21 protein-coding genes and 1 pseudogene are annotated in these 25430 nt (G+C 63.4%); 8 read left to right on the top strand and 14 right to left on the bottom strand.

Annotated features, from left to right (window positions below; genetic code table 11):
* Positions 1-170: 170 nt before the first annotated feature.
* Entirely contained in the window at positions 171-2723 is a 2553-nt protein-coding gene (locus LZ518_RS07925; RefSeq protein WP_249915462.1) for a TonB-dependent receptor, read from the bottom strand.
* A gap of 241 nt (positions 2724-2964) precedes the next feature.
* Between LZ518_RS07925 and LZ518_RS07920 the strand changes: the two genes are divergently transcribed.
* On the top strand, positions 2965-4731 hold the full coding sequence (locus LZ518_RS07920) for an adenylate/guanylate cyclase domain-containing protein (RefSeq protein WP_249915461.1): 1767 nt from the start codon (positions 2965-2967) through the stop codon (positions 4729-4731).
* A 213-nt stretch (positions 4732-4944) separates the two neighbouring features.
* Positions 4945-5976, top strand: coding sequence for a TIR domain-containing protein (locus tag LZ518_RS07915; protein ID WP_249915460.1), 1032 nt, complete (start codon positions 4945-4947; stop codon positions 5974-5976).
* A 21-nt stretch (positions 5977-5997) separates the two neighbouring features.
* Here the strand turns inward: LZ518_RS07915 and LZ518_RS07910 are convergent, their stop codons facing one another.
* Positions 5998-8265: a serine/threonine protein kinase gene (locus LZ518_RS07910; RefSeq protein ID WP_249915459.1), complete on the bottom strand. Its 2268-nt coding sequence runs from the start codon at positions 8263-8265 to the stop codon at positions 5998-6000.
* A 140-nt stretch (positions 8266-8405) separates the two neighbouring features.
* Between LZ518_RS07910 and LZ518_RS07905 the strand changes: the two genes are divergently transcribed.
* From LZ518_RS07905 to pgl, 5 genes are all read left to right on the top strand, one after another.
* Complete coding sequence (locus LZ518_RS07905) at positions 8406-9086, top strand: PP2C family protein-serine/threonine phosphatase (RefSeq protein WP_249915458.1); 681 nt, start codon at positions 8406-8408, stop codon at positions 9084-9086.
* 90 nt (positions 9087-9176) lie between these two features.
* Entirely contained in the window at positions 9177-10634 is a 1458-nt protein-coding gene (gene zwf, locus LZ518_RS07900; protein WP_249915457.1) for a glucose-6-phosphate dehydrogenase, read from the top strand.
* Between the two features lie 9 nt (positions 10635-10643).
* Complete coding sequence (locus LZ518_RS07895) at positions 10644-11528, top strand: ROK family protein (protein WP_249915456.1); 885 nt, start codon at positions 10644-10646, stop codon at positions 11526-11528.
* A gap of 35 nt (positions 11529-11563) precedes the next feature.
* The gene (locus tag LZ518_RS07890; RefSeq protein ID WP_249915455.1) at positions 11564-12304 is read left to right on the top strand and encodes a TonB family protein; all 741 of its coding nucleotides are present in this window, start codon (positions 11564-11566) and stop codon (positions 12302-12304) included.
* Positions 12305-12355: 51 nt separating this feature from the next.
* Complete coding sequence (gene pgl, locus LZ518_RS07885; protein WP_249915454.1) at positions 12356-13057, top strand: 6-phosphogluconolactonase; 702 nt, start codon at positions 12356-12358, stop codon at positions 13055-13057.
* Between the two features lie 51 nt (positions 13058-13108).
* On the opposite strand, the gene LZ518_RS07880 is transcribed toward pgl, so the two are convergent.
* From LZ518_RS07880 to LZ518_RS07835, 11 genes and pseudogenes are all read right to left on the bottom strand, one after another.
* Complete coding sequence (locus tag LZ518_RS07880; protein ID WP_249915453.1) at positions 13109-13501, bottom strand: acyl-CoA thioesterase; 393 nt, start codon at positions 13499-13501, stop codon at positions 13109-13111.
* Positions 13502-13600: 99 nt separating this feature from the next.
* Positions 13601-13906, bottom strand: coding sequence for an MFS transporter (locus LZ518_RS13610; RefSeq protein ID WP_431358231.1), 306 nt, complete (start codon positions 13904-13906; stop codon positions 13601-13603).
* Positions 13907-14296: 390 nt separating this feature from the next.
* Positions 14297-15214 (bottom strand): annotated as a pseudogene (locus tag LZ518_RS13605) (MFS transporter); the annotation flags it as partial.
* Positions 15215-15304: 90 nt separating this feature from the next.
* The gene (locus LZ518_RS07870) at positions 15305-15790 is read right to left on the bottom strand and encodes a DUF3833 family protein (protein ID WP_249916525.1); all 486 of its coding nucleotides are present in this window, start codon (positions 15788-15790) and stop codon (positions 15305-15307) included.
* Positions 15790-16887: an NAD(P)-dependent alcohol dehydrogenase gene (locus tag LZ518_RS07865; protein ID WP_283938173.1), complete on the bottom strand. Its 1098-nt coding sequence runs from the start codon at positions 16885-16887 to the stop codon at positions 15790-15792. Before LZ518_RS07865 ends, LZ518_RS07870 begins: the two co-directional genes overlap by 1 nt.
* Before the next feature lie 9 nt (positions 16888-16896).
* Positions 16897-17784, bottom strand: a complete 888-nt coding sequence (locus LZ518_RS07860; RefSeq protein ID WP_249915451.1) for an HpcH/HpaI aldolase/citrate lyase family protein — start codon at positions 17782-17784, stop codon at positions 16897-16899.
* Positions 17745-18197, bottom strand: coding sequence for a MaoC family dehydratase (locus tag LZ518_RS07855; RefSeq protein WP_249915450.1), 453 nt, complete (start codon positions 18195-18197; stop codon positions 17745-17747). The genes LZ518_RS07860 and LZ518_RS07855 overlap by 40 nt, the downstream gene beginning before the upstream one ends.
* Before the next feature lie 37 nt (positions 18198-18234).
* On the bottom strand, positions 18235-18669 hold the full coding sequence (locus LZ518_RS07850) for a hypothetical protein (protein ID WP_249915449.1): 435 nt from the start codon (positions 18667-18669) through the stop codon (positions 18235-18237).
* Positions 18670-18743: 74 nt separating this feature from the next.
* Entirely contained in the window at positions 18744-21074 is a 2331-nt protein-coding gene (locus LZ518_RS07845) for a transketolase (RefSeq protein ID WP_249915448.1), read from the bottom strand.
* Between the two features lie 48 nt (positions 21075-21122).
* Positions 21123-21566 carry a hypothetical protein gene (locus LZ518_RS07840; protein ID WP_249915447.1) on the bottom strand — a complete coding sequence of 148 codons (444 nt, stop codon included), beginning with the start codon at positions 21564-21566 and terminating at the stop codon, positions 21123-21125.
* 61 nt (positions 21567-21627) lie between these two features.
* Positions 21628-22002: a winged helix-turn-helix transcriptional regulator gene (locus tag LZ518_RS07835; protein ID WP_249915446.1), complete on the bottom strand. Its 375-nt coding sequence runs from the start codon at positions 22000-22002 to the stop codon at positions 21628-21630.
* A 135-nt stretch (positions 22003-22137) separates the two neighbouring features.
* Between LZ518_RS07835 and LZ518_RS07830 the strand changes: the two genes are divergently transcribed.
* A complete protein-coding gene (locus tag LZ518_RS07830; protein ID WP_249915445.1) occupies positions 22138-22689 on the top strand; it encodes an FMN-dependent NADH-azoreductase in 552 nt (183 codons plus the stop codon).
* A 67-nt stretch (positions 22690-22756) separates the two neighbouring features.
* Here the strand turns inward: LZ518_RS07830 and LZ518_RS07825 are convergent, their stop codons facing one another.
* The gene (locus tag LZ518_RS07825) at positions 22757-25405 is read right to left on the bottom strand and encodes a TonB-dependent receptor (protein ID WP_249915444.1); all 2649 of its coding nucleotides are present in this window, start codon (positions 25403-25405) and stop codon (positions 22757-22759) included.
* Between the last annotated feature and the right edge of the window lie 25 nt (positions 25406-25430).

Genomic DNA, 25430 nt, shown 5'->3' with positions numbered 1-25430 from the left:
CTAACTCAATACCAAGAAAAGCCCGGTGCCGTGGACCAGCACCGGGCTCTCCCCTCCCCAAACGCAACTACTCAACCAAGAGGTGGAAGGTGGCCGCCACTCCGAAGAGTGGCGGATTCTTGTAGTTGGAAGGACAGGCTATCGTACCGCCCATCCCCCGCTCCATCCGTCTAGAAGTTCAGGCGCCCCTGGACCGCGAAGGTCCGTCCTTCGCCAACGATGTTGGCCTGGCTGTAAGCGCCGAATGTCGAATAGGACAAAGGTGTGGTGACGCCCATTGATACGACATGCTTGTCGGTCAGGTTCTTGCCGAGCAGCGCGATTTCCCACCGGTTGTCGGGAGCGCCCAGGGCAACACGCATGTTGAACTTGGCATAGCTGCCCTGGACCTGGTTCGGGTCCAGCGTCGGCGCCAGGAAGTAGCCGTCGGTGGCGAACATGTCCGCCGTCGTGCGCAGCTCGAGCCAGTCGGTCAGCTGGTGAGCCCAGTCGATCGCGAGCGTCGCCTGCCAATCGGCGACGAGCTGGTTGGTCTTGCCTTCATAGTCGCACTGTCCAAGCGTGCCGTCAGAGGCCTGCCCCGGATAGCATTGGCCGTTGGGATAGTCGGTGAACTCGAAATCGGTCAGCGCGCCCGAGCCGCGCAGGGTCAGTTCGGGGGTGACCCGGAAGCGCCCGTCCACTTCGATCCCCTGGGTCCGGGCATCGGCGTTGCCGACGACATAGCCGAGCTTGCCGTCGAACACCGAGACCTGCAGATTCTTGATCTTGGTGTGGTAGAAGGCGACGTTGAACGTCCCCCGGTGATCGAGGAACTGGGTCTTGGCGCCTGCTTCGAAGCTGGTGGCCTTTTCTTCGCTGAACTCGAACGCATCTTCCATGGTCGGATAGAAGCCGCGGTTGTTGCCGCGGAAGTCGAATCCTCCCGATTTGGTGCCCTTGGTGGCCGACGCATAGAGCATGACGTCGTCGTTCACGTCATACTGGACGGTGAGCGAGGGCACGAAGCCGGTCTTCGACACCTTACCCTCGACCGGATGGGCGCCGAACTGCGCGAGGCAGGCTGCCGCGCGTTGCGGGGGCGTCACACCGGTCGGCGGCGTGGTGCAGGTCACTCCCGGAGGAGCAGGGGTAGCTCCGGCGATGGTTGCCAGGTTGGTCGAACTGATGTTGAGCAGCTGGGCATAGACGAGCGGCGCGACAACCGCCTGCATCCCGGCCAGGTCGCCGCCGGCCAGCGTCTGGATCGTCAGCGTGCGGTCGCCTTCTTTCTCTTCGTGGGTCACGCGCCCGCCGACCGTTACGCGGAACTGGTCCGTGATGTCGTAATTCAGCTGGGCGAAGGCGGAGAGGATCTTGGCCTCGACCTTGGCTTCGCGCGCCGCGCGGGTTCCGCCAGTCAGCGTGCCGAAGCCGGCGGCCTGGGCGTTGATCACCGGAACGAGCAGCGAATTGGTCGGGATGTTGATGTTGTCGCGATAGCTATGGTCGCTGGTCTGGAAGAAGCCGCCGACGATATAGTCGAGCTTCCCCTTCGTGTCGGAAGCCAGGCGGATTTCCTGGCTGAACTGCTCATACTTCTCGCGCAGGTCGACGGTGAGAATGGTCGCGCCGGTGAAATCGCAATCGCACAGCTCGTTGTAGCTGAACTTGTTGAGCCCGCTGATCGACGTCACCGTGCCGATGTCGGTTTCCCAATTGGCGGTCACCACATAGGTGTTGGACTTGTTGTCCGACGTGTCGCCGTTCGCCGAGCGCTTGCCGTCTTTCACGGTGTTCAGGACGGACTCGTCGGCGCCAAGTAACCGCAAGATTTGGGCATAGGTCCTGCCGGCGAACAATGGTTTGGTGCTGATCGACGGCAGTTCGTTGTAGATCTCGATATTGCGGCCTTCGACGTCGAACTCGCCATGTTCGGCCTTGAGGTTGATCGTCAGATTGTCGGTCGCATCCCATTCGACGATGCCGCGCAGGTTCCAGTCCTTCCGCTGCGGCTCGGAACGGTCGAGCGTCAGATTGTCGATATAGCCGTCGCCCTTGTGATAGCGTGCGGCGACGCGGGCCCTCAGGCGATCGCTGAGGGGGCCGGAGACGGCGCCAAGCATTTCCCAGTCGTTGCCGTCGGGCTGATAGCTCGCCTGGGCATAGCCTTCGAAATCGTGCGTCGGCTGGGCGGAGATGATGTTGAGGGCGCCGGCGATCGAGTTTTTGCCGAACAGGATCGATTGCGGTCCGCGCAGTACCTCAACACGCTCGACATCCAGGAACGGCGAGCGAGCCTGTTGGGCGCGGCCATAATGGATACCGTCGATGTAGGTGCCGACCGACTGCTCGAAGCCCTGGTTGACGCCCGAGAAGATGCCGCGAATGGCGATGTTGGAGCCGATGCCGGTCTCCGTCATCGTAAAGTTGGGAACCTTGAACTGCAGATCGTCGAGCTTCTTGATGCCCTGCTGCTGCATCAGTTCGCCCGACACGGCGGCAATAGAGAGCGGCACATCCTGGAGGCTTTCCGAGCGTTTCCGCGCGGTTACGACGATATCGCCGTTATCGGCTGCCGGCGCATCCGCCGCAGGCACTTCTGTGGCTTCGCCTGCTGCCGCCGTCGCCTCTGCCCCGGTCGCGGCAGTCGCCGCGTCCTGGGCAGCCGCAGGTACCGACCACATTGCGGCTGCCATGGCAGTGACGCTCGCAAACGCGAGCAGTTTCAAATTGTTGGACATGAAGTTGGCTCTCCCCGAATCGATTGGGCAACCTAGCCGGGAGGGTGGGCCATTGTTCGCTATGCGTGCCAAGAGCTTTGCAGTACGTGACAAGTTTGACAGGCTATCGTCACGGGAAATTCGGAAAGCCGACGGCCTTTGACTCGAGCGCTGGTTTTCCACCTTTCGGGCGCAAGTCTATTTTCCTACACAAGCCCTCCCCCCGGGTAGGTGAGGGGCTGGAGGCAGGGTCCCGTCCACGATGGAAGCAGCGCAATCGAAGTTCCATCATCAGTTCGACGACGCTTTGAAAAGCGGCGACATGTTCGCGCTCTACGAACATGCGCGAGAGGCAATCCGGGCCTATCCCGACGATCCCCGTGCCCGCTACCTCCAGACCTTGGCCATGGCGCGGCTGGGTGAACCGGTCGCCGCGCTGGAATATTATGAGCGCAATCGTGTTGCGGAAATCGGCAGCGAGGATGCGGTGGCGCTGCGCGGAAGACTGCTCAAGGACCTCGCCGTCCGCTCCAGTGGGGCGGAGCGTGTCGACATGTTCCGCCAGTCGAGCAGTGCCTATCGCAAGGCCTACGAGCTTTCTGACGGCTATTTCTCCGGCATCAACGCGGCCACCACTTCCTTTCTCGCCGGCGACCGGCAGGAGGCGAGCGAGCTTGCTTCCGCGATTGGGCGGCGGCCGGACATTGCCGAGCCACAGGACTATTATGCCGCGGCATCGGGAGCCGAGGCCATGTTGGTTCGCGGCGAAGTCGAACGGGCCACCTCATTGTTCGCCGAGGCCCGGCGCCGGCCCGATGCGTCGCCGGGCATGGTTGCCTCAACGGCGCGCCAGGTTGCCTTGATCGCCGGCGAGCTTTCGATTTCCGATGAACAGTGCCGCGCATTGCTGGCGTCGATCCAGCCGACTCCGGTCATCCACTTTTGCGGTCATATGTTCCGCGCCGGCTGGGAAGAGGAGGCGGAAATTGCCCGCGCCGTACGCGCGATCCTTGATGAAGCCGATGTGCTCATTGCCTATGGGCCGCTCGCCTGTGGCGCAGATATCGTAATTGCCGAGGAAATTCTCGCCCGCGGCGGTGAGCTTCACGTCGTCTTGCCCTTCGCCGAGGATGATTTCATCCGTACCTCGGTCATCGTCGGCGGCGAGCAATGGCTGCCCCGCTATGAGGCAGCGAAACGGGCGGCCTCGTCGGTCACCCTTGCAACCCAAATGCGCAATGTGAACGACGACCAGCAGTTCGCCTATTGCTCCAAGCTGGTCATGGGGCTGGCGCAGCTTCGCGCCAGCATCATGCAGGCGAAAACTTTCCAGCTGGCGGTGTGGGACGGCGTCACGAGCGGCGGAGTGGCCGGCACGGCGGCCGACTACGATCTTTGGGCGCAACAGGGCGGAACCACCCAAATCGTGCCGGTTCCGCGCAATCGACCGCCGCTGGATTATGCCCCGGTCGAAGTTGATGAAGGTAGACCGAGCTGGAGCCTCCACTCCCTGTTGTTCGCGGATTTCGCCGGCTTCTCACGGCTGGACGAGGACCGCCTGTCCACGTTCCTGGAGGTCGTGATGGGCCGGATCGCCAAGGTGCTCGACCGTCACGGCGAAGCCGTGTTGACCCGCAATAGCTGGGGCGACGCCGTCTTCGCGGTCATCAGCTCGCCCTCGCAAGCGGCGCACATCGCACTTGAGATTCAAGCGGAGCTCGATCCGGATCTGCTTACCGAGATCGGCTTGCCACCCGAGGGCGGAATGCGCATCAGCCTTCACCACGGCCCCATTTTCCAGCATTTCGACGCCATCAAGGCCTCGAAAACCTATTATGGCACCGAGGTTACCGTTGCCGCGCGGATCGAGCCGCGCGTTCCGGTCGGGTCAATCTATACCACGCAGCCGTTCGCCGCGATGATCGAGTCCGACCGCAACAATTATCACTTCGAATATGTCGGGATGATGGACCTGGCCAAAAACTATGGCGTGCGCATATTGTACCGCCTTGGCACAGGTGACGAGTAAACGGTGGTTTCCAAGGCGAATCCAAGGCTAATCACTTGCTGCGAAACGGCTTTGGCCTCGACATTTTGGGTCGGTTAACCGACAATATACCAAGCTATTTCGAGTCGCTTCGCTGGGCGCTGTTTGCAGGTCAGGCGAGCGGGCCTGTTCGGCGGCCCGGCGACGGGCTCCCGAATAGGCGGTAAATTAGAAAGGGCGAAGCTGGGGAATTGCGTGTCGGGAAATGATATCTTCATCTCCTATTCCCGTGAGGATCGGACCTCGGCCCGGCAATTCGCCGAATGCTTCGCACGCGAAGGGTTCAGCGTCTGGTGGGATGCCGTGCTTCGCTCGGGTCAAACCTTCGACGAAATTATCGAGCAGGAACTAAGGGCTGCCAAGGCAGTCGTGGTCTTGTGGTCGCCGCGATCGGTTCGCTCGCGCTGGGTCCGGGCCGAAGCGACGCTCGCTGACCGCAGCAACAAGCTGGTTCCGATCATCATCGAACCGTGCGACCTGCCGATCATCTTCGAGCTCACCCATGCTTCCGAACTGGCGCAATGGGCGGGCGATACGTCCGATTCGCGCTGGCAGACGCTTGTCAGCGATTTGCGCCGGATGGTCGGGACCATACAGCAAGCGGCCCCTGAAGCTCCTGCCGTGGACCCGGTTCCGGCCAAGGCAGCTTCCGTGCCGGAGGCGCCAAGCACCACGGCTACGCCAAGCAGCGAAGCTAATGCCAAGTCTCGCCGGCCCAATGCCGAGGAGATCATGCGCGCCCTGGATCGGCTCGGAAATGCCCAGGAGTCGAAACTTTCCGAGCCTACTCCAGAAGAAAAGCAACAGGCCGAATTTTATCGCCGGTCCGATGAGTTTCGCGCGAACGAGCGCGAACAGCTGCACTGCCTGCTGCGGCTTGATGGCGAGGACCAGGAAACGAGGTTCGTGGTCAGCACCGAGGGCTTGCGCATCGGTCGCGCCGCACCAGCCGACGTGATAGTTTCGGGCCTGGGTGTATCCCGCCAGCATTGCATGGTTGAAATGGCGGCAGACCAGGTTCGGGTGACCGACCTCAATTCAACCAACGGGACGTTCATCGATAACAAGCGGATTGAGCGCAGCGCCAACTTAGAAGTCGGTTCGGTTCTGCGCGTCGGCAACGTCTCCTTCGAGCACGTCCTTCGCACGCACGAGGAACTGGATCCTGATTTTGATCCAGCCGCGATCGTCGACGACGATATTCCGCGCTCGGCGGCGCGCCACTAGGCCACCCGCCGCTCCCGGCTGTTACTTGTTGAGGAACACCAGATAGGCCTTGGTCTGGTTGGCCTGCTTTATCAGCTGATCCAGCTCGGCATTGGTCCTCGTTCCGCGCCCGCTGTTTTCGAGCGTCGCCAGATATTTGTCATATCCCTTGGCGAGCCGTGCATTTTCCTTGTTATCCGAGGCGATCACCTGGCGCGCCAGGCTGCGGCCGCTGGCGACGATCGAATTGAGCTGCGCGACCTTGGAGGCCGAACCAGCAGAGGCCGCCGGAGCGCTGCTCGGGGCAGCGACAGTGGGAGCTGCGGATATGACCGTGGTTCCGGTAGCCGTCGGCTCTTGCAATTTCGCCTGTTGGGGCGTGGTCACAGTGGTTCGCTTCGCTGCCAGCTGGGCGCGATGGACGTCGGGCAGGGCAGCTGAAACTGCCTGCGATTTCACCAGCGCATCGCGTGCGGCGGCCATGGACCGGCCCGGATCTGGCGCGGCCGAAGCCTGCACCGCGCCGCGAAGGCCCCCGAGCGCGTCATTCAGCCGGCCGACGCTGGGATCGGTAGCGGGCACGCCGGCAAGCGCCCTGCTCGCCTTGCCTTCGGCATCTTGCAGCAACGCATTGGCGAATGCCTGATGCGCGGCCGTCGCGGTACGCTTCATCTCGTCGGCTTTCGCCGTCGCCGCGCTTTCCTGGGCCGGATCGTTGAGCAGCGGCTGTAGCCCGACCATTTGCTTGTCGAGCGTCTCTCCAGCAGCAACCAGGCCATCGACCGCAGCCTTGGGCGCGCCAGCCTTGCGGGCATCATCGGCAAATAGTCGCTCGGCCGGAGCCAGTGCCGTTACGTCGGTTAGCGAGGCTTCGATAGCAGTAGCGTCGGCAATGGCGATATTCTCGCCGGAGTCTTCGGAGCTTCCGCCGCCGAACATCGACGTGCCGGCAACAACGGCCGCTATCAATGCAACCGCGCCCACGCCGGCGAGCATCGCCGCGCGCGGCTCCTTGTACCATGGCTTGCCAGACGGCTTGGCATTTGGATCGGTCGCGACGACCGGCTTCCGCTTGACCGGCTCCGGTTCCGGCTTGCGATTGAGCGGTGGAGCCTCGTCGACCGCCTGCTTTTCTGCCTTGGGCGGCTCGGCGGCGGCACCCGCGGCGGCGGCGGCACCTGCAGCGGCTGCAGCGGCAGCTGCGGTCTCCTCTGCTTCCTTTTTCTTCTTCTTGGACGCGCCAGTCTCTTCGCCGGCCCGCTTGAACTGAGCCTCGCTCGGATCGTTGGGAACGCCGGTATCGCGCGCTTCGGCCTGATCGAATCCCGGCGCCGGCGGCGGCACAGGGGTAATTTCGTCGGATGTCAGCTCATGAGCGAAGAAGCGCGTCGGCTCCTCTTCCTCGCCAACTTCCTCGACGACATTCTTCTTGCCGAATAGCGCCAGCCACTCGCGGATCGATTGTGGCCGCTCCGACGGCTTGATCGTCATACCGGCGTCGATCGCCTGGAGGAATCGCTTGCCGAAGCCGGGCCAATGGCCGTCCGCAAGCGCCGTTCCTAATCCGCCATGCAGCCGCTCGAGCACTTCAGGCGGCTTTTCGCCCGTGACGCACTCATAGAGCACAACCGCCATCGCATAGATGTCGGTCCACGGCCCCTGCGGATAGGTTTTCACATATTGCTCGACCGCGGCGTAGGGCGGCGTGTGGAACGTCACCGAAGTGCTGGTTGCTTCCGCTGCCTCGAACCGGGCAGATCCGAAATCGATTAGGACCGGGCGGTTGTCGTCGGCGATGAGGATGTTAGGCGGCTTGATATCGCGGTGGAGCACTCCGACGCGATGCGCCCGGTCAAGGCCTTCGGCGACCGGCTGGACAATGTTCCACAGGCTTCGTTCGTTGAACCGCCTGCCTTCCTTGAGCAGCTTCGACAGCGAGACCCCGTCTTCGAAGTCCATCACCATGTAGGCAGTGCCGTGAATCTCGAACAGGCTGCGGACGCTGACAATGTTGGGGTGCCGCGACGGAGTCGACAGGTTCCACAGCAGCTTGGCTTCCTCGACGAACTTCTTGAGGCCTAGCGCATGGACTTCCTCTACGTCCGACCCGATCGGAACGACGGTGTCCTCACCGTCGCGTTCGCTGATCGAACTGGGGAAATATTCCTTGATGGCGACGAGCTCGCCGAAATAGATGCCCCGGCCCTTATAGACGATGCCGAACCCGCCAACGCCGAGCACCTCTTCCAATCGCCATTCGCGAAGGACGGTGCCTGCCGGTAATGCTTTATTACTATACGCTTTGCTCAACGCCGACTCCCCCACGCATTGAAGCCCCGATGACAGCTAATAAAAAGTAAATCGCATGATCGCTCGGTAATTGCTAGTCTCCCCTCCTCACAGGCGGCGGGGGAAACCGAGTGGTAATCGAATGCGTCAGCAGAACGCACGTGGGGCTCCGCCGCAAGATCAACGAAGATTCGATGATCGCCCTCACCGATCGGGGGCTGTGGGCGGTCGCCGACGGAATGGGCGGCCATGAGGCAGGCGACGTCGCCAGCGGCAAGGTCGTCGAAGCGCTCGGCCAACTTCACACCGATACCAGCCTGGACGTCCTCGTCGAACAGGCGATTTCGTCCCTGCAGAACGTCAACCGTCAGCTGATTGCGCTGGCCGAGGCGGGCGGGCGCCGCACGATCGGTACGACTGTGGTCGGGCTGGCCATCTCAGACGGTCTGTTTTGCTGCTTTTGGGCCGGGGACAGCCGGGCCTACCGGGTCCGTGGCGGGGTGATCGAGCAGATCAGCCGCGACCATAGCGTAGTCCAGGACCTGGTCGACGCGGGCATGCTGGATTCGGCCGGAGCTCGCGATCATCCCAATTCGAACCTGATCACCCGGGCGGTCGGGGTGGCCGAGGACCTGAAGGTCGACATTGTGAGCGGAGAAGTCCAATCGGGCGATCTGTTCCTGCTTGGCAGCGACGGGCTGACGCGGATGGTCGATGACGATGAGTTGGCGGCCGAGCTGACCTCGAACAGCCTCGACGATGCGGCCGACCGGCTGATCGATATGGTCCTGTCGCGCGGCGCGCCGGACAATGTCACCCTCATCATCACCCGCTGCGTTTAGCCGGTCGGATCGAACCGTCGGCGCGCTCGACCCAGTTGCGGCCATCGTCCTCACCTCCCATAGTGCGCTGACGGCGGCGATGGAGAGGTGATGACCCCGGAAAAGGTTTCGACCCTGCTGCTGTTTGGCGCGACCGGCGACCTCGCGCACCGCATGCTATTGCCTTCGCTCTACGGTTTGCACGCCGACGGGCTGCTGCCTGACAACTTCAAGATCGTCGGCACGGCCCGTAGCGAGCTCAATGACGAGCAGTATCGCGCTAGCGCGGTCGAAGCGCTGAAAGAGCATGTCCCGGCCAATTTCTACGATCCCAAGTCGGCCTTGGTCTTCTCCCGCCGGCTGACTTACGTCTGCCTCGACGCGACCAAGCCGGAGGGGTTCAAGAAGCTCGCCAAGACGGTCGACCCGAGTGCCGGGCTGGCAATCTTCCTGTCGACCGCGCCGACCCTGTTCAAGGCAGTCATTGACGGGCTGGAGGCCAATGGCCTGACCGGGCCAAGGGTTCGACTTGCGCTGGAAAAGCCGCTTGGCACCGACCTTGCGTCCAGCCGGGTGATCAACGACGCCGTCGCCATTGCCTTTCCCGAGGACCGGACGTTCCGCATCGACCATTACCTGGGTAAGGAAACCGTCCAGAACCTGCTCGCCCTGCGCTTCGCCAATTCGATGTTCGAGCCGCTATGGAACTCGGCCCATATCGACCACGTCCAGATTACCGTTGCGGAAGGCATCGGACTGGAAGAGCGGGGCGCCTATTATGACGGCGCCGGCGCGCTTCGTGACATGGTCCAGAACCATATGCTGCAGCTCCTGGCGCTGGTGGCGATGGAGCCGCCTGCCGACTTCGACGCCACTTCGATCCGCGACGAGAAGGTCAAGGTGCTGCGCACGCTTCGCCCGATGCGGCCCGACGATGTCTCGGACCATGTCGTTACCGGCCAATATCGCAAGGGCGCGGTCGGCGGGGATCCGGTCCCCGGCTACACCGAAGAGTTGGGCAAGGAGTCGACCACCGAAACTTTCGTCGCCTTGAAGGCCCACGTCGAAAATTGGCGGTGGGCCGGAGTTCCTTTCTACCTGCGGACAGGCAAGCGAATGGCCGAGCGCAAGACCGAGATCTTCATCCAGTTCAAATGCGTTCCGCACTCGATCTTTGCCTCGCGCGGGGCGCGGACCCAGCCCAACAAGCTGGTGATCGCCATCCAGCCGGAAGAAAATATCCGCCTCCTGGTGATGGCCAAGACCCCTGGCCTCGACCGTGAAGGAATCCGACTGCGCGAAGTGCCGCTCGACGTCGGCATGGCCAATGCTTTCGCCGACGCCCGCCGGCGGATCGCCTATGAACGGCTGTTGCTCGACCTGATCGACGGCGACCCGACCCTGTTCGTCCGCCGCGACGAGGTCGAGGCGCAATGGCAGTGGATCGACGGTGTTCGCGCAGCCTGGGAAGGGGCCGGGCTGACGCCCAAGCCCTATGGCGCCGGTAGCTGGGGACCGTCGGCGGCGATCGCGCTGACCGAACGCGACGGCGTGCATTGGCATGATTAAGGTTGGGGCATGACCAGGCTTGCCGGGCTCGAGCTTGGAGGGACCAACGCCAACCTGGTGCTGGGTACCCCAAGGGAGATTGTCGAACGCTGCCGGCTCCCGGTCACCGACGGGGCCGACACGCTGGCCCGCGTCGCTGGCCAGCTACTGCAATGGCACGAGCGGGAGCCGATCGAAGCGCTCGGCATCGCCAGCTTCGGCCCGCTCCAGCTCGATAGCGGTCAGCCCGACTATGGCCATGTCGTCGCCACGGTGAAGCCGGGCTGGGACGGCGCCGATGTGCTTGGCACGCTGGAGCGGGCGATCGGCTGCCCGGCCAGGATCCACACCGATGTCACTGGCGCTGCGCTGGCCGAGGGGGCGTATGGCTCGGCGATAGGCTGCCACGATTTCGTCTATGTCACTGTCGGTACCGGCATCGGCATGGGGATCATCGTCGGCGGAAGGCCGGTGGTCGCCTCGCTCCATCCCGAAGCCGGCCACCTTCGTGTCCGCCGCATGGAGGGCGACAGCTTCGGCGGGGTCTGCTCATACCATGAGGATTGTCTTGAGGGGCTGGCGTCCGGCTCCGCGGTCGCCACCCGCGCCCGCCAGCCGGGCGATGAAGTCAGCGACGACAGCCCTGTGTGGCCGCCGGTGATCGACGCCCTGGCCGAAGGCTGTTCCAGCATATTCCTGACCCTTGCCAGCGAGCGGATCGTGCTGGGCGGCGGAGTCATCAACCAGCGTCACTGGCTGGTCGAGGAGATTGCGTTCAAGACCGCCGCAAAGCTCGGTGGCTATCTGCCTTATATCGGCGAGCGCGCGCCAATCGTCGCGGCGCGGCTGGGCGCCGATGCAGGGCAGCGCGGCGCCCTGATCCTGGCCGAGCAGGCGCTGCAATCGCGGGCGTAACGAAACCGGTTCGCATGCGCTAACGTTGGTGCGCCATGTATCACGAGCAGCTGACCCGCCGCGACCGCGCCCTAACCGCCCTGATGGTGGTGGCGATTCACGTCGTCCTGGCCTTCGTGCTGATCAACATTTCGCCCGCCGCCCGCCAGCAATTGCCCGAAGAAGTGGTCGACCTCTTGAGCATCACCGAGCCGCCACCGCCGCCGGTAGTCGAGCTTCAGCCCGAGAAAGACCAGTCCAAGCCCAAGCGCGAGGAGGGTGCCGCCTCCGCCAGGAATATCGAAAGCAAGGCAACTCCGGTGGTCCAGCCCAAGCCGCGCATCCAGCTCCCCGTTCCCGAGCCCAAGCCCGCCACGACCACGCCCAACAGCGGCAATCAGAATACCCAGGGGGCGTCTAATGTCATTGGACCCGGCACCGGGGCAGGCGGGCAGGGAACCGGTACCGGTAGCGGCGGATCGGGCAACGGCACCGGCGGCGGCGGGAGCGGCGGCATTGCCACTCGACCGATAGTCGTCCGCGGCATCACCAGTCGCGATTATCCCGACGAAGTCGCGCGCTACTGGCCACGGGGCGGGGCGGTGTTCGTCGCGGTGCGCGTTCTCCCCAACGGCCGCGCGACCGACTGCAAGATCAACAAGTCGATCGGCGTCCCCGCAATCGATCAATGGACTTGCCGCCTGGTCGAGCAGCGCGCCCAATTCCGCCCTGCCACTGACACCAGCGGACGTCCGGTGGCCGCCTGGTTCGGCTATGTCCAGCAGGAACGGCGCTAGCCTTTTCCTCCCGCTTCCGGCAAAGGCGCGGCACGCGAAAAGGAGCCGCAAATGATCGAAGCCGAATGGTGGGACTATGACAGCGTCGAGGAAATGGCGGACGCGGTCGCCGGCGATATCGGCTTCATCATCGAAAGCGCGCTCGACGCCCGCGGCGAGGCGCTGATCGCGCTCCCCGGCGGCAAGACCCCCCTGCCGGTGTTCGCCAAGCTGGCCCAGGCCAAATTGAACTGGAAGAAGGTCACCATCATTCCAACCGACGAGCGGCTGGTGCCGCTGACCGATGAAAAGTCGAACATCCGCGCCATCGCCCAGGCGTTCTTGCCGTCGGGCGCTCGCGTCTATCCGATCAGCAGCGACATCACCGACTATAAGCTCGCCGGCAATTCGGCCAACGCCAAGCTCTCAGACCTTAGATTTCCGCTCGATCTCGCCTGGCTCGGGGTCGGCGCCGACGGCCACACGGCATCTATTTTCGCGGGCCCAGACCTCGACGAAGCATTGAACGCCCCCAAGGGCCGCCACGCCGTCGGGGTGATGCCCGATCCGATGCCGGCCGAAGCGCCTGTGCCGCGCATCACGCTAACCCGTTCGGCGATCCTGTCGGCGCGCACGGTGCTGATTACCGTCACCGGCGAAGCGAAGAAGGAACTGCTCGAACGGGCGATCGAGGATGGCCATTCGTCGAAACTGCCGATTGGCCGCGTGCTCGCAGAAGCCGAGCAGCCGATCGACATTCATTGGGCGCCCTGAGCGCCCGAGTCGACTGGCGCGGCTAGTCGACCGGTGTGAGAATTTCGGGCGCTATTTCTCAGATTTTGGCAGGCCGGCAACGGCCCGCGGTCGGGCTTGGTCGTCGATCGCGACAAAGGTGAAAAGACCTTCGGTTACCTTGACCCGGATCGCGCCGCTGTTCCGCCAGGCCATCACCTCGATTCTCACTTTCATCGAGGTGCGGCCGACGCTTTCAACTTCCGCATAGACCGAGATTAGATCGCGCAAGTGGATGGGTGTGATGAACTCCATCCGGTCGATCGCAACCGTGGCAACCGGCCCACCCGAATGAAGCCGCGCGACGATACCGGCCGCCATGTCCATCTGACTCAAGACCCAGCCACCGAAAATGTGGCCGTTGGCATTGATGTCGGCATGTCCAGGCATAATGCGAAGGATCGGTTCGCGGCGGACTTCGGTCATGCGTTGGCCTTTCGTCTGAGTTTGGTCGGCCTGATGATCGCTTGGCTCAACGCAATCCATATAGCCGCATTTGGGTCAAGACCGGACCCTTCGCGCAGCTCAGCATTCCTCCAGCGGCTTGCCGCGAGTTTCCTTGAAGAAGAATATCATCACCACCGCTGACAGGGCGGTAAACGCGACCGAATACCAGAGCCCGGCAAAGATATCCCCGGTCAGTGCGACGATCGCAAAGCTGGTGACCGGCAGGAAGCCGCCGACCCAGCCGGTGCCGACATGATAGGGCAGGCTCATCGCCGTGTAGCGGATGCGGGTCGGGAACATCTCGACCAGCGCCGCTGCCTGCGGACCATAGAGCGCGGTCGCCGCGACCACGAACAGCAGCAGGACGGCAATCAGCAGCGGCATGTTCATCTTCGCTGGATCGGCCGAGGTCGGATAATGGGCTGCCGCCAGCACGGCATCGATATCCGTCGCCGACTTGGCCTTGAGCGCCTTCAAGTCCGCGCCCGGCAGCCCTTCGCCATCGGCAATCAGCGTCTTGTTCGGGCCGGCATGGACGCTGGTCATCCCATCCGCCGACGCACGCGTCTTGTACGATACGCCGCGGCCGATCAGCGCGCTTTTGGCGATGTCGCAGGCGGTAACGAACTTGGCCGTGCCGGTCGGGTCGAACTGAGCCGAACAGGTCGCCGGGTCGGTCTCGACGATCACCGGCATCGCCTCGCGCGCGGCGACCCGGTCGGGATTGGCGGCCTGGGCGATCAAATGCGATCCGGGAAAGTAGAGTGCCAGTGCCAGCAGCATTCCCGCCAGCATTACCGGCTTTCTTCCGATCCGGTCGCTCAGCCAGCCGAAGAAGACGTAGAGGGGTGCGCTCACTACCGTCATCACGATCAGCAGCATGTCCTTGGTCGCGCCCGGAACGCCGAGCGATTTCTCCAGAAAGACCTGCATGTAGAAGAATGCGAAATACCAAACCGCGCCTTGCGCGCACATGATCCCGAAAAAGGCGATTGCTACATTCTTGAGGCTTTCCTTTCGCGCAAAGGCTTCGCGGAGCGGCGTCTTGCTGGTTTCGCCCTCTTCCTTGATCTTGGCGAAGTGAGGACTCTCGGCAAGCTTGACCCGCATCCAGACCGAGATTGCCAGCAGCACGACCGACATCAGGAAGGGGATCCGCCAGCCCCAAAAGCCGAACGCCTCTTCGCCCAGCCAGCTGCGCGTCGCGAAGATGATCAGCAGCGCGGCCAGCAGCCCGAATGAGGCCGACGACTGGATCCAGCCGGTCGCCGCGCCGCGCCGGTCGTTGGGCGCATGCTCGGCGACATAGATTGCCGCTCCGCCATATTCGCCGCCCAGTGCCGTTCCCTGGCAGATGCGCAGGAATATCAGCAGCACCGGAGCCAGCAGGCCGACCTGCTCGTAGGTTGGCAGCAGGCCGATGGCGAAGGTCGCGCCGCCCATCAGGCTGACGGTGGTAAGGAAAGTCGCCTTGCGCCCGACCCGGTCGCCCATGGCGCCGAAGATGATCGCGCCCAGCGGCCGGAACGCGAATCCGACCGCGAACAGCGCCAGCGCCGCGACAAGCGCGGACGTCGGATCGAGCCCGGCCAGGAATACCTTTGCGATGACCGGGGTCAGCGATCCGAAGATGAAAAAGTCATACCATTCGAAAGCTGTGCCCGCCGAACTGGCGGTGACGACGCGGGCCATTGACCATGGTTTGCGCTGCGGTGTGTCGGCCAGTGTCGCCATTCTGTCTCCCCTAGCGGCAGGGATAGCGGGACGGGCACAGCGCGCAAGTCAGCGCTTGTCGATCCGCTCCGTGAGAGTCGCGACCTTCATTCCCCATTTCGTAATCCTGGTGTCATTGCTGAAGGCTCGCCCGCCGGGCAAGGGTGCCAGATGGCTCTCGACCTTGAGGCCGCCCTTCATCGTGTAGCGGATCCGGATCGAGCGCCCGATCACCTGTGCCTCGACCGGGCCGATCGCGTCGGTGAGCGTGCCGGTGTAGCGGCCGGGTCCGGCCTCGCGCAGCCGCCAGCGACGGATGCGCATCGGATCGCCCTCGACCTGCATTTTCTGGTCAAGGACCAACAGGCCGTCCTTTTCGGCATGGCCCACGCTGTCGGTCGTCACCTTCCGTTCGCGTTTCAATGCTTCCTTCAGCCGGCCTTCGCCATGGCTGACGCCGGTGAAGAAGCTGACCGGGTCGAACTGCTGAGGCGCCTCGGCGGACGCGCTTCCAGTGGCCAGCGCCACCACGATTGCAGTGGCGCCAACCCGCATCACATTCCGTGCGCCATGTCGATCACGAAGCGGTAGCGGACGTCGTTCTTCAGCAGCCGCTCATAAGCTTCGTTGACCTGGTCCATGCGAATGAATTCGACATCCGGGTAGATGTCCTTGGCGGCGCAGAATTCCAGCATTTCCTGCGTTTCCGGAATGCCGCCGATCGCCGATCCGCCGACTGCCCTGTTCCACCAGATGATGTTGAACCCGGTGAAGCCCGGCATCGGCGTCAGCGCGCCGACGATGACCATGCGCCCAGCGCGACCGAGCAGCTGGAGATAGCCGTCGATCTCATGGCTGACGGGAATGGTGTTGAGGATGAAGTCGAACCGAGTCGCCGCGGCGCGCATCTGCGCGGCGTCGGTCGAGATGATGAAGTCGCTGGCGCCAAGTTCGCGGGCGTCCTGCCCTTTGCTCGGCGTGGTCGTGATCATGGTCACGTCGGCGCCCATCGCGACGCCGAGCTTGACCCCCATATGGCCGAGGCCGCCGAGACCGACGACCGCCATTTTCGTACCGGGCCCTACGCCATATTGGCGAAGCGGCGAGTAGGTGGTGATTCCGGCGCACAGCAATGGCGCGACGCGGCTGGCGTCCATTCCGCCTGGTACCTTGCAGACGAAATGGTCGCGGACGACGATATGGTCGGTATAGCCGCCCTTGCTGATCGTCCCGTCATGATAGTCGGCGCTGTTATAGGTCTGGACGCAGCCCTTGCGGCAGAAGACTTCCCAGCCTTCCAGGCACTGGTCGCACTCCATGCAGCTGTCGACCATGCAGCCCACAGCGACGGTGTCGCCGATGCGGTGGCGGGTGACCTCGTTACCGATTGCGGTGACCGTGCCGACGATTTCATGGCCGGGAATGACCGGATAGCGGCTGCCGCCCCAGTCGTTGCGGCAGGTGTGAAGGTCGCTGTGGCAAATGCCGGCGTAGGTGATGTCGATCGCGACGTCGTTGGGCCTCAAGGCGCGCCGCTCGAACTCCATCAATCTTAGCGGCTGGTCGGCGGCATCGGTGCCCCAGCCCTTGGCGGCGGTCGGTCCCGCGGCGGATTCGGGCGAATTGGCGGTGTCGGGGTGGGTCGTTGCCATGGAAGCCTCCTATCGGGACCGGGCCAGTACGCGCCTAGCTTGAACGAGGTGGGGGCGGTCGACCATTTTGCCGCCGACCGAAAGTACCCCTGCGCCGGGCTCTGCCTCAAACGCGGCGACGATCGCCAGGGCATGGTCGATTTCGGCGCTCGACGGGGTGAAAGCAGCGTTGATCGGCCCGACCTGGGCCGGATGGATCGCCAGCTTTCCGGTAAAGCCTTCCAACGCTGCGGCACGGGCTTCGGCGATCAAGCCCGCCTCGTCGCGGAAATCGGCGAACACACCGTCAACCGGCTGGACCTCGGCAGCCACTGCGCCGGCGAGGCACAGCGAACGCGCCATCCGGTAGGTGAAGGCCAGTTCACCGCTCGCCGTATATTTCGACGAAGCGCCAAGCGCTGCGGACAAATCCTCCGCTCCCCAGCTCATCGCCGCCAGGCTGGAGCAGCAATCATTGTAGCTGAGCAATCCGAACAGCGACTTGGCCGTTTCGGTGACGATGGCATGGATCGGCAGGCTGCGCGGCGCCAACGCGGCGGCAAGATCGGCGACATCGTCGCCGCATTCCGCCTTGGGCAGCACAACTCCGTCGACATCCAGCTCTTCCAGCAATTCCAGATCGTCGCGATGCGAGTCCGTGCCGATCGGGTTGATTCGCAGCCAGCGCTCAGGCCCGCCATCGCTTCGATCGGGCAGCAGGCCGAGCAGTTCCCGGGCCATCGCCTTCTGGCCGGGGACGACGCTGTCTTCCAGGTCGAAAATCACCGCGTCGGCCTCGCTGGCGATCGCCTTCATCATCTTCTTGTTGCTGTCAGCCGGAACGAACAGCCAGCTGCGCGGTGCGGGACCGCTCTCGGTCATGCCGGTTTCTTCAGCAGCAGCGCCGAGCGGCTGCATTTGCAAACCAGCTCATTGCGTTGGTTGAAGCTGCGATGCTCCCAAGTGACGATGCCGGCATTGGGTCGCGACTTGCTTGGCCGGACCTCCAGGCACTCGCTTTCGCTGCGCAGCGTGTCTCCGACGAACACCGGCGCCGGAAACACCAGTCTGTCGTAACCCAGGTTCGCAACCAACGTGCCGAGCGTCGTGTCGCCGACCGATACTCCGACCATCAGGCCGAAGGTGTAGATTGAATTGACCAGCGGCCGGCCGAACTCGCTCGCCGCCGCGACTTCATGGTCGAGGTGCATCGGCTGCGGATTGTGGGTGAGGGCGGAGACCAGCACATTGTCGGTCTCGGTAACGGTGCGGGTGATGGCATGAGCGACGGTGTCGCCGACTTGCCACTCGTCGAAATAGCGTCCTGCCATGGACCCGCCTTAAGCGGCGCGCCATATTCTGCCAAGGTCAGGGTTCGAAACCGCCATCGACGGTGCCGCGGCGGGTCAGGCGAGCCTTCAGCTCGCACATGCCGATGCGCTGGACTGCCGCCTTTGGCGCGGCCGAGCGAGTCACCGCGGCAATATGGCCGAGCATCTGGCCGACGATGTCGACGCTTTGCAGGGCTACGGCGTGACGCATGACGACGCTCATATCGGTTGCAAGCTCGTCGCCCATCGCGTCGAGCATCCGCCTGGCATAATCCAGTTCCTCGGCCAGCCGCAGCCGCAGCTGGTCGTCGGTTGGGGTTAACGCGGGATCGACCGGCGGCGCATTTTCGCGCCGAATCGACTTGCCTGCGCCGCACTGCTGTTCCGCGCGATATTCTTGCTGGATCGAGTCGCAAATGGCTTGCTCTCGCCGAAGATGGGCTGGAGCGCCGAGATAATTTTGACCGCTCACCGTGGCGGTACTCCCGAAGATTGGCGGCCGCGAACCGGCGGCCTTCACATCAACCTGCCATAAACGGGACGCGGTTAAGGAACCATTTTTGGGTCATTTTGGAGCAGAATTTCGGCCGCCGCCTCGGTGATGGCCGCCCCGTCAAGCCGATAGGCGGCGTAAAGGTCGGGCAGACTGCCGGTCTGTCCGAAGCGCTCGACCCCGAGGGGCGCGACCCGCTGGCCGAGCACGCCGCCTAGCCAGCTAAGCGAAGCCGGCGCTGCGTCACACAGCGTAACGAGCCCGGCCCGGGGCGCGAGGCCGGACAGCAGCTGCTCGACATGGCTCGGCTCGCGCCTGCCGCTCCAGCGCGCTGCCTGGGCTGCGGTCCAGCCGCGATGAAGCAGGTCGGGCGAGGTGATGCTGAGCAGGCCGAGCCCGGGGATGTCGGCGCTTAGCTCCTCCCAAGCGGCCAGCGCCTCGGGCATCAGTGCGCCCATGGCGACGATCGCGGCCTCGGCATATGGGGCCGGCTGCTTGAGCCAATAACCGCCCTGAAGCGCGCCGTCCTTCCAGTCGTCGTCCGCGCGCTCGACCTGGTCGATCGAACGGGTCGAAAGGCGCAAATAGGTCGACTCGCCATTGGGGTCGTCGATCAGCCGGAACGCTTCTTCCATCATCGCAGCCAGCTCGTCGGCATAGGCGGGTTCGTAATGGCGCAGGCCCGGCTGGCCGAGAGCGATCAGCGGCGGATTGATCGATTGGTGAGCGCCGCCTTCCGGTCCCAAAGTTAGGCCCGATGGTGTCGCGACCAGCAGGAATCGGGCGTCCTGGTAGCAAGCATAGTTGAGGCTATCGAGGCCACGCGCGATGAACGGATCGTAGAGCGTTCCGATCGGAATCAGCCGCTCCCCGAACAGGTCGCCGGACAGGCCGAGCGCCGCTAACATCAGGAAAAGATTGGATTCCGCGATCCCCAGCTCGATATGCTGGCCTTTATTGTTGCCTGACCACTTTTGCGCCGATGGAATCTTTGCCTTGGCGAAAATGTCAGCCATTTCTCGCCGCCTGAACAGTCCGCGCTGATTGACCCAGGCGCCGAGGTTGGTCGACACGGTGACGTCGGGCGAGGTGGTGATGATCCGGTCGGCGATGGGCGCGCCCGACTTGGCCAGGTCGAGCAGGATCCGCCCGAACGCAGCCTGGGTCGACTGTTCCTCGCCCTGGGGGGCGGGAATCGCAGGAACGCTCAGCTGTCCGAACGCCCGGCCGCGCTTTTCGCGCGCGATCCGGCTGCGCTCGATCACCGCTTCGACGCCCGGCCGCTCATTGCCGCCAAGGCCGGCCAGCGGATCCCATTCCTCGCCTTCCTTGACCCCCATCGCGTCGCGCAGCGCATGTGCCTGGGTCGGGTTCATAAGCCCTGCATGATTGTCCTTGTGACCGGCGAAGGGCAGGCCAAAGCCCTTGACCGTCCAGGCGACGAACAATGTCGGGATATCGTCCTGCGCCTGGTCGAACGCCTGCGTCAGCGTCTCCATGCAATGGCCGCCCAGGTCGCTCATCAGCGCGCCAAGCGCCGCGTCGTCATGGGCGTTGAGGAACGCCGCGGCCTTCCTGCCGAGGTCGGCGTCGATTCGCGCCCGCCAGGCCGCGCCGCCCTGATACAGCAGCGCCGAATGATCGGCGTTGGGCAGCGCTTCGAGCCACTCCCCAATTGCAGGATGATTGGCCAGTGCCGCCGACAATTTCTTGCCGTAGCGCAGTTCGACAGTGCGCCAGCCGCACGAGCGGAAAATCTCGTCGAACCGTTCGAACATCCGATCGGCCGACGTCGCGTCGAGGCTTTGCCGGTTATAGTCGACGATCCACCAGCAATTTCGGATGTCGTGCTTGTAGGCCTCGATCAGGCATTCGTAGATATTGCCTTCGTCGAGCTCGGCATCGCCGATCAGCGCCACGAACCGCCCGCGGTCCTCGTCGGCCATCATGCCATGCGCGCTCAGATAATCCTGCACCAGGCTGGCAAAGGCCGTGATCGCCACGCCGAGCCCGACCGATCCGGTCGAGAAATCGACGGGGATCTTGTCCTTTGTCCGGCTCGGGTAGCTCTGCATCCCGCCCAGCCCGCGGAAATTCTGCAGCTGCTCGAGGCTCTGCGAACCCAGGAGATAATGGATCGCGTGCAACACCGGACCGGCGTGCGGCTTCACCGCCACTCGGTCATTGGGGCCGAGCGCATGGAAATAGAGCGCGGCCATGATCGCCGTCATCGACGCGCAGCTCGCTTGGTGCCCACCGACCTTCAGCCCGTCGGCGCTTGTCCGGATGTGGTTGGCGTGGTGAATCGTCCAGGACGACAGGAAGCGCAGCCGGTCGTCGAGCAATTTCAACGATGCGATATCGGGCGAAACCGTCTTAAGCATGGCCCTGCCCCTAGCGCCGACTTGCCGGGCCGACAAATGCCGCTTGTGCTAGTCGCGCCGCCCGAGGAACCGGGCCTGGAAATCGGGCGAATAAGTGTCGGTATAGAAGTAGTTGCGCATCAGGCTCTTGCGCAGCTTGGCCTTGGCGCCCTTCCTTGGCGGCGAGTCAGTCATCGAATCCGCGATCAACTCCCAGCGGTCGCCCGTATCGAGCTCCACCCAGAAGCGCATAAATCCCATTCCACCCGACGCGACCACTGTTCCTTCGAGCGCCTTGGGCTTGAACTGCGCGGTCGACATCAACTCGCCTTCTTCAAGCGCTTGCTTGAGGCCGGCCATGGCCTCGTCATAGCAGGCCAGCCGTTGCGCTCCGTCGGCGATTGTCGTGCATTGGAGCGACTTGGCGATGCGCGGATCGACCTTGTCCTTGGCCGTCGCGGCTGCCGGAAGCGCGAGTATCGCCAGGGCGCCTAACATGATGAACTTCGACATGAACGATCCTCCCCCTGGGCAGTGGCGCAGCATTGCACCGGCGGCGACGGAGGGAAAGGGGTTAAGCTGCGATACTGTCGTCGCGCTCGGCATCGAAGCGCGTTTGGGCGCCGTGGATCGCCTCCACATTGTCCATTGCCCAGGTGGCAAGCCCGCAGATCGGCTTTTGCAGCGACTGGCCAAGTTCGGTCAGTTCATAATCGACGCGCGGGGGGATCGACGGAGTCACCGTCCGGCTGACCAGGCCGTCGCGCTCCAGGTTGCGCAGGGTCAGCGTCAGCATGCGCTGCGACACGCTCGGAATCTCGCGGCGAAGCTCGTTGAACCGCTTCGGGCCGGCCCCCAGGGTCTGCACTACCAGCACAGTCCATTTGTCGCCGATCCGGGCCAGCAACGTACTGATCGTGCGGCACACCGGGTTGCTGGGATCTCTCATTGTCTGTCTCCGGTCACATTCATGTTCCCACCGCACAAATTTGTTCGTGAGAACCAAAAAAGTGCGTTCTTGCAGGGCTTTATAGGGTAGTTATTTAAAGTGTCTCAGTAACAAATCAATACCAAGGACCAAAAAATGACTATCCTTCGAATCGACAGCAGCATCAATGGCGAAAACAGCGCCAGCCGCACCCTCACCGACTCGATCATCGGGCAGCTCAAGGCCGCCAATTTGGGCGAGCAGCTCGTCACTCGCGACCTGGTTTCCAGCCCGCTGCCGCACCTGACGCTCGATGCTTTCGCCGACTCGTCGGTGCTCGACGAATTTCTCGCCGCCGATGTCGTCGTGATCGGCGCGCCGATGTATAATTTCTCGGTCCCGAGCCAGCTCAAGGCGTGGATCGACCGCATCGCGGTTGCCGGCAAGACCTTCCACTATACCGCCGACGGACCGGAAGGACTGGTCAAGGGCAAGCGCGTGATCGTCGCCCTGGCCCGCGGTGGCTTTTACGGCGACGGCGCGCCGGCGGCATCGCTCGAGCATGTCGAAACCTATTTGAAGGGCGTGTTCAACTTCATTGGCGTCGAGCCCGAATTCGTCATCGCCGAAGGGCTCGGAATCAGCCCCGAGCACCGCGAAAACTCGCTCAAGCAGGCGATTGGCGAGGTCGTGCTGCTTGCAGCCTGACTCTTGGTCCGGCCCCGGCTCCTTTCCGTCGCAGGGAGCCGGGATCGGTCCTGCGGCGAGGCCGGGGCTAGAATCGCGCGGTCAGCTGGATGCCGTAGGTCCGCGGCTCGCCGGCGATGAACGTCGGCAGCCCCAGCGCATCGCCGCTGTTGCCGGCGTCCTTGATATACTCCTTGTCCAGCGCATTCTCGATAAACAGCTCGACGCGATATTTGTCCGCCAGCAAGCCGTAGCCGAGCCGGGCACTGACAAGTGCATAGCCCTTTTGGAACTCGTCCTGGACGAAGTCGGGCAACAAGGTCGCCGGCGGCTGTTGCAGCTCGGGCCGGTCGTTGTTGTCGTCGAAGAACACCTTCGACTGGTAAGTAATGGCCGGCGTGAAATCGATCCGGCCAGGCCCGGCATTGGCGGCCCAGGTGAAGCCGGCCGAGAAGCTATGCTCCGGCGCCAGGCGGAACCGGTTTCCGTCAAGCACCCCGGTTTTGAACCGCGCATGGTTGAATGCGTAATTGGCGAACATCCTCAGGTTGCGGTTCGGCTCGTAGCGCAGCTGCGCCTCCAGGCCATAGCTTTTGGCCTTGCCCGCATTGGTCGTGATGAAGGTCGTGCCAACCTGCTCAAGTGTCTGGAAATTATCATATTTATAATAGAATAGAGAGGCATCGAGGTAGAGCTTGCGATCCACCAAAGTCGCCTTTGCGCCGACTTCGAAGCTATCGACGGTTTCGGCATCGACCAGCGTGAAGCGCGGATCGCCGAATGGCACGGCCGGGTTCAGCGCGGACAATACTTCCGGCCGGCGACCGCGCGCGTAAATCGCATAGAAGCTGGTGTCATCGTTCGGCGCATAGCGGCCGAACAGGCGCCACGTGAATCCATTGTCCTTGTTCTTGGCCTCAAGCTCGTCGCCATTGTTGGCGGTCGGCTGGAAGGTCAGGCCGAACAGGGGGACGGGATATAAGATCGACGGCGGAATGGTAGCCGCGCCCGGTACCGCCAGAGCCTGGAGCAAGCCAATGCGCTCGGCGTCGCTCAGCCCCGGCGTTTGCAGTGCTCCCAGGAAGCCGCCCAGGATGGAACGGCCATTGAGCACGCTGTCGCTGATGCTCGTGCTCTTGTCATCGTGGGTCCACCTCAGGCCCGCGCCAAGCTCGAACTGATCCGATACCTTCCACGTCACATCGCCGAAGATATCAAACGCCTCCGTCTTGGACCGGTTGATGTCCTGCTCGCCATGGTCGGCCTTGAGGTTGCCGGCGATGCCTGCCGCGACGGGCAGGGGCAATAGCGTGTCGAGCACGCCGTCAATGATGAAGTCGGGCGTCCCGATGGGAACCGAGTTGACGATCCCCTGCCGCGCCACGCCGCGCAGCAGCGCGGTCGTGAAGAGGGTATTGCCGAACAGACCAAGTGGGGCCGGGTCGGTGGCGGGACGGCCGGGGATCAGTCCGCCGCCGTTCAGCGCCCCGGCGATTTGGGCGAGCGCGGTCCGCTCATCGAACTGGACCGCCTGCCGCTGGCTGCTCTTCTCGTGAAAATAGCTGGCACCGATGAAAGCGGTGACCGGGCCCTTATTGTCCCAGGTCAGCCTGAGATCCTGGCTGAACTGCTTATTGTCGAATTCTTCGGCGCCGGTGATGATCGGCAATGACGTTCCGTCGATGTCGAGGATCTCCAGCGTGTGGAACTCGCGGTAGGCAGTAGTCGCGTTGAGCGTCCATGAGGGGCTCAATTCATATTTGGTAAGTCCGGTCAGTCCCCACACCTTGCGATCGAGCCCAAGGTCCTTGCCGCCCTCGAACCCCGCGCCGGGTGCCAGAGCGGCGCCGTCGCCGACGTCCAGCTCGCCCAGCACTTCGCCGGTCACCGGATCGGTCGGGCGATAGAGCAGCGACTTGAACGACGTCCCGCTCGGCGTGTCCTTCTGATAATTGCCGATCAGGTCGAACGTCAGCTTGTCCGATGGTTCGACGCGCAGGATGGCGCGAGCAGCGCCGGTCTCGATCGAATTGAAATCCTCGACTCCCGGAAGCAGGCTTTCAACATAGCCGTCGCGCTTCTTGTAACGGCCGGAAACCCGCAGCCCGACCTGCGGCGAAATTGCCGCGTTCAACATCGCTTCGGCCAGCCAATAGTCGAAATTGCCATATTCGCCGCGAACCCTGCCGTAGGTGCTGTCGAGATCGGGCTTGGCCTGGACGATGTTGACCGCGCCGATCAGGGCGCCGCGGCCATAGAGGGTCGATTGCGGTCCCTTGGAAATTTCGACCCGCTCGACGTCGAATAGTTCGACATAGGCTCCGCGCGGCTTCGCGATCGAAACGCCGTCCTGGTAGATCGACACGCGCGGTTCGAAATAGGAAAAGCCGGAGTCGACGGTAATGCCGCGGATGCTGATTGCCGGGTTGTTGGGCGACTGGTTCTGGACCGCGAAGCCGGGCGTGTAGCGGGCAAGATCCTCGAACTCCTGGATATTGAGATCCTCGAGCGTCCGGCTGGTGAAAGTGCTCAGCGCAAAGGGAATTTCGACCGGCCGCTGTTCGCGCAGCTGGGCGGTGACGACGATCGTCTCCTCTTCGGCTGCGGCCTGGTCGGCCGCCAGATCCTTCGTGACCGCCTGGTCGGGCGGTGGGGCCTGTTCATTCTGCGCCAGTGCCGGCGTTGCGGAAATCAGGGCCAGCAGGCTGCCGGCCGCGTACAAGGCGCGCGATTGCATCGGAAATCCCCCTCCGGTTTGCGAG

Origin of the sequence: Sphingomonas brevis, assembly GCF_023516505.1 — a bacterium.
Taxonomy (GTDB): Bacteria; Pseudomonadota; Alphaproteobacteria; order Sphingomonadales; family Sphingomonadaceae; genus Sphingomicrobium; species Sphingomicrobium breve.
Note: the sequence above shows the minus strand (reverse complement) of the source record. Positions and strands in the feature narration are given on the sequence as shown.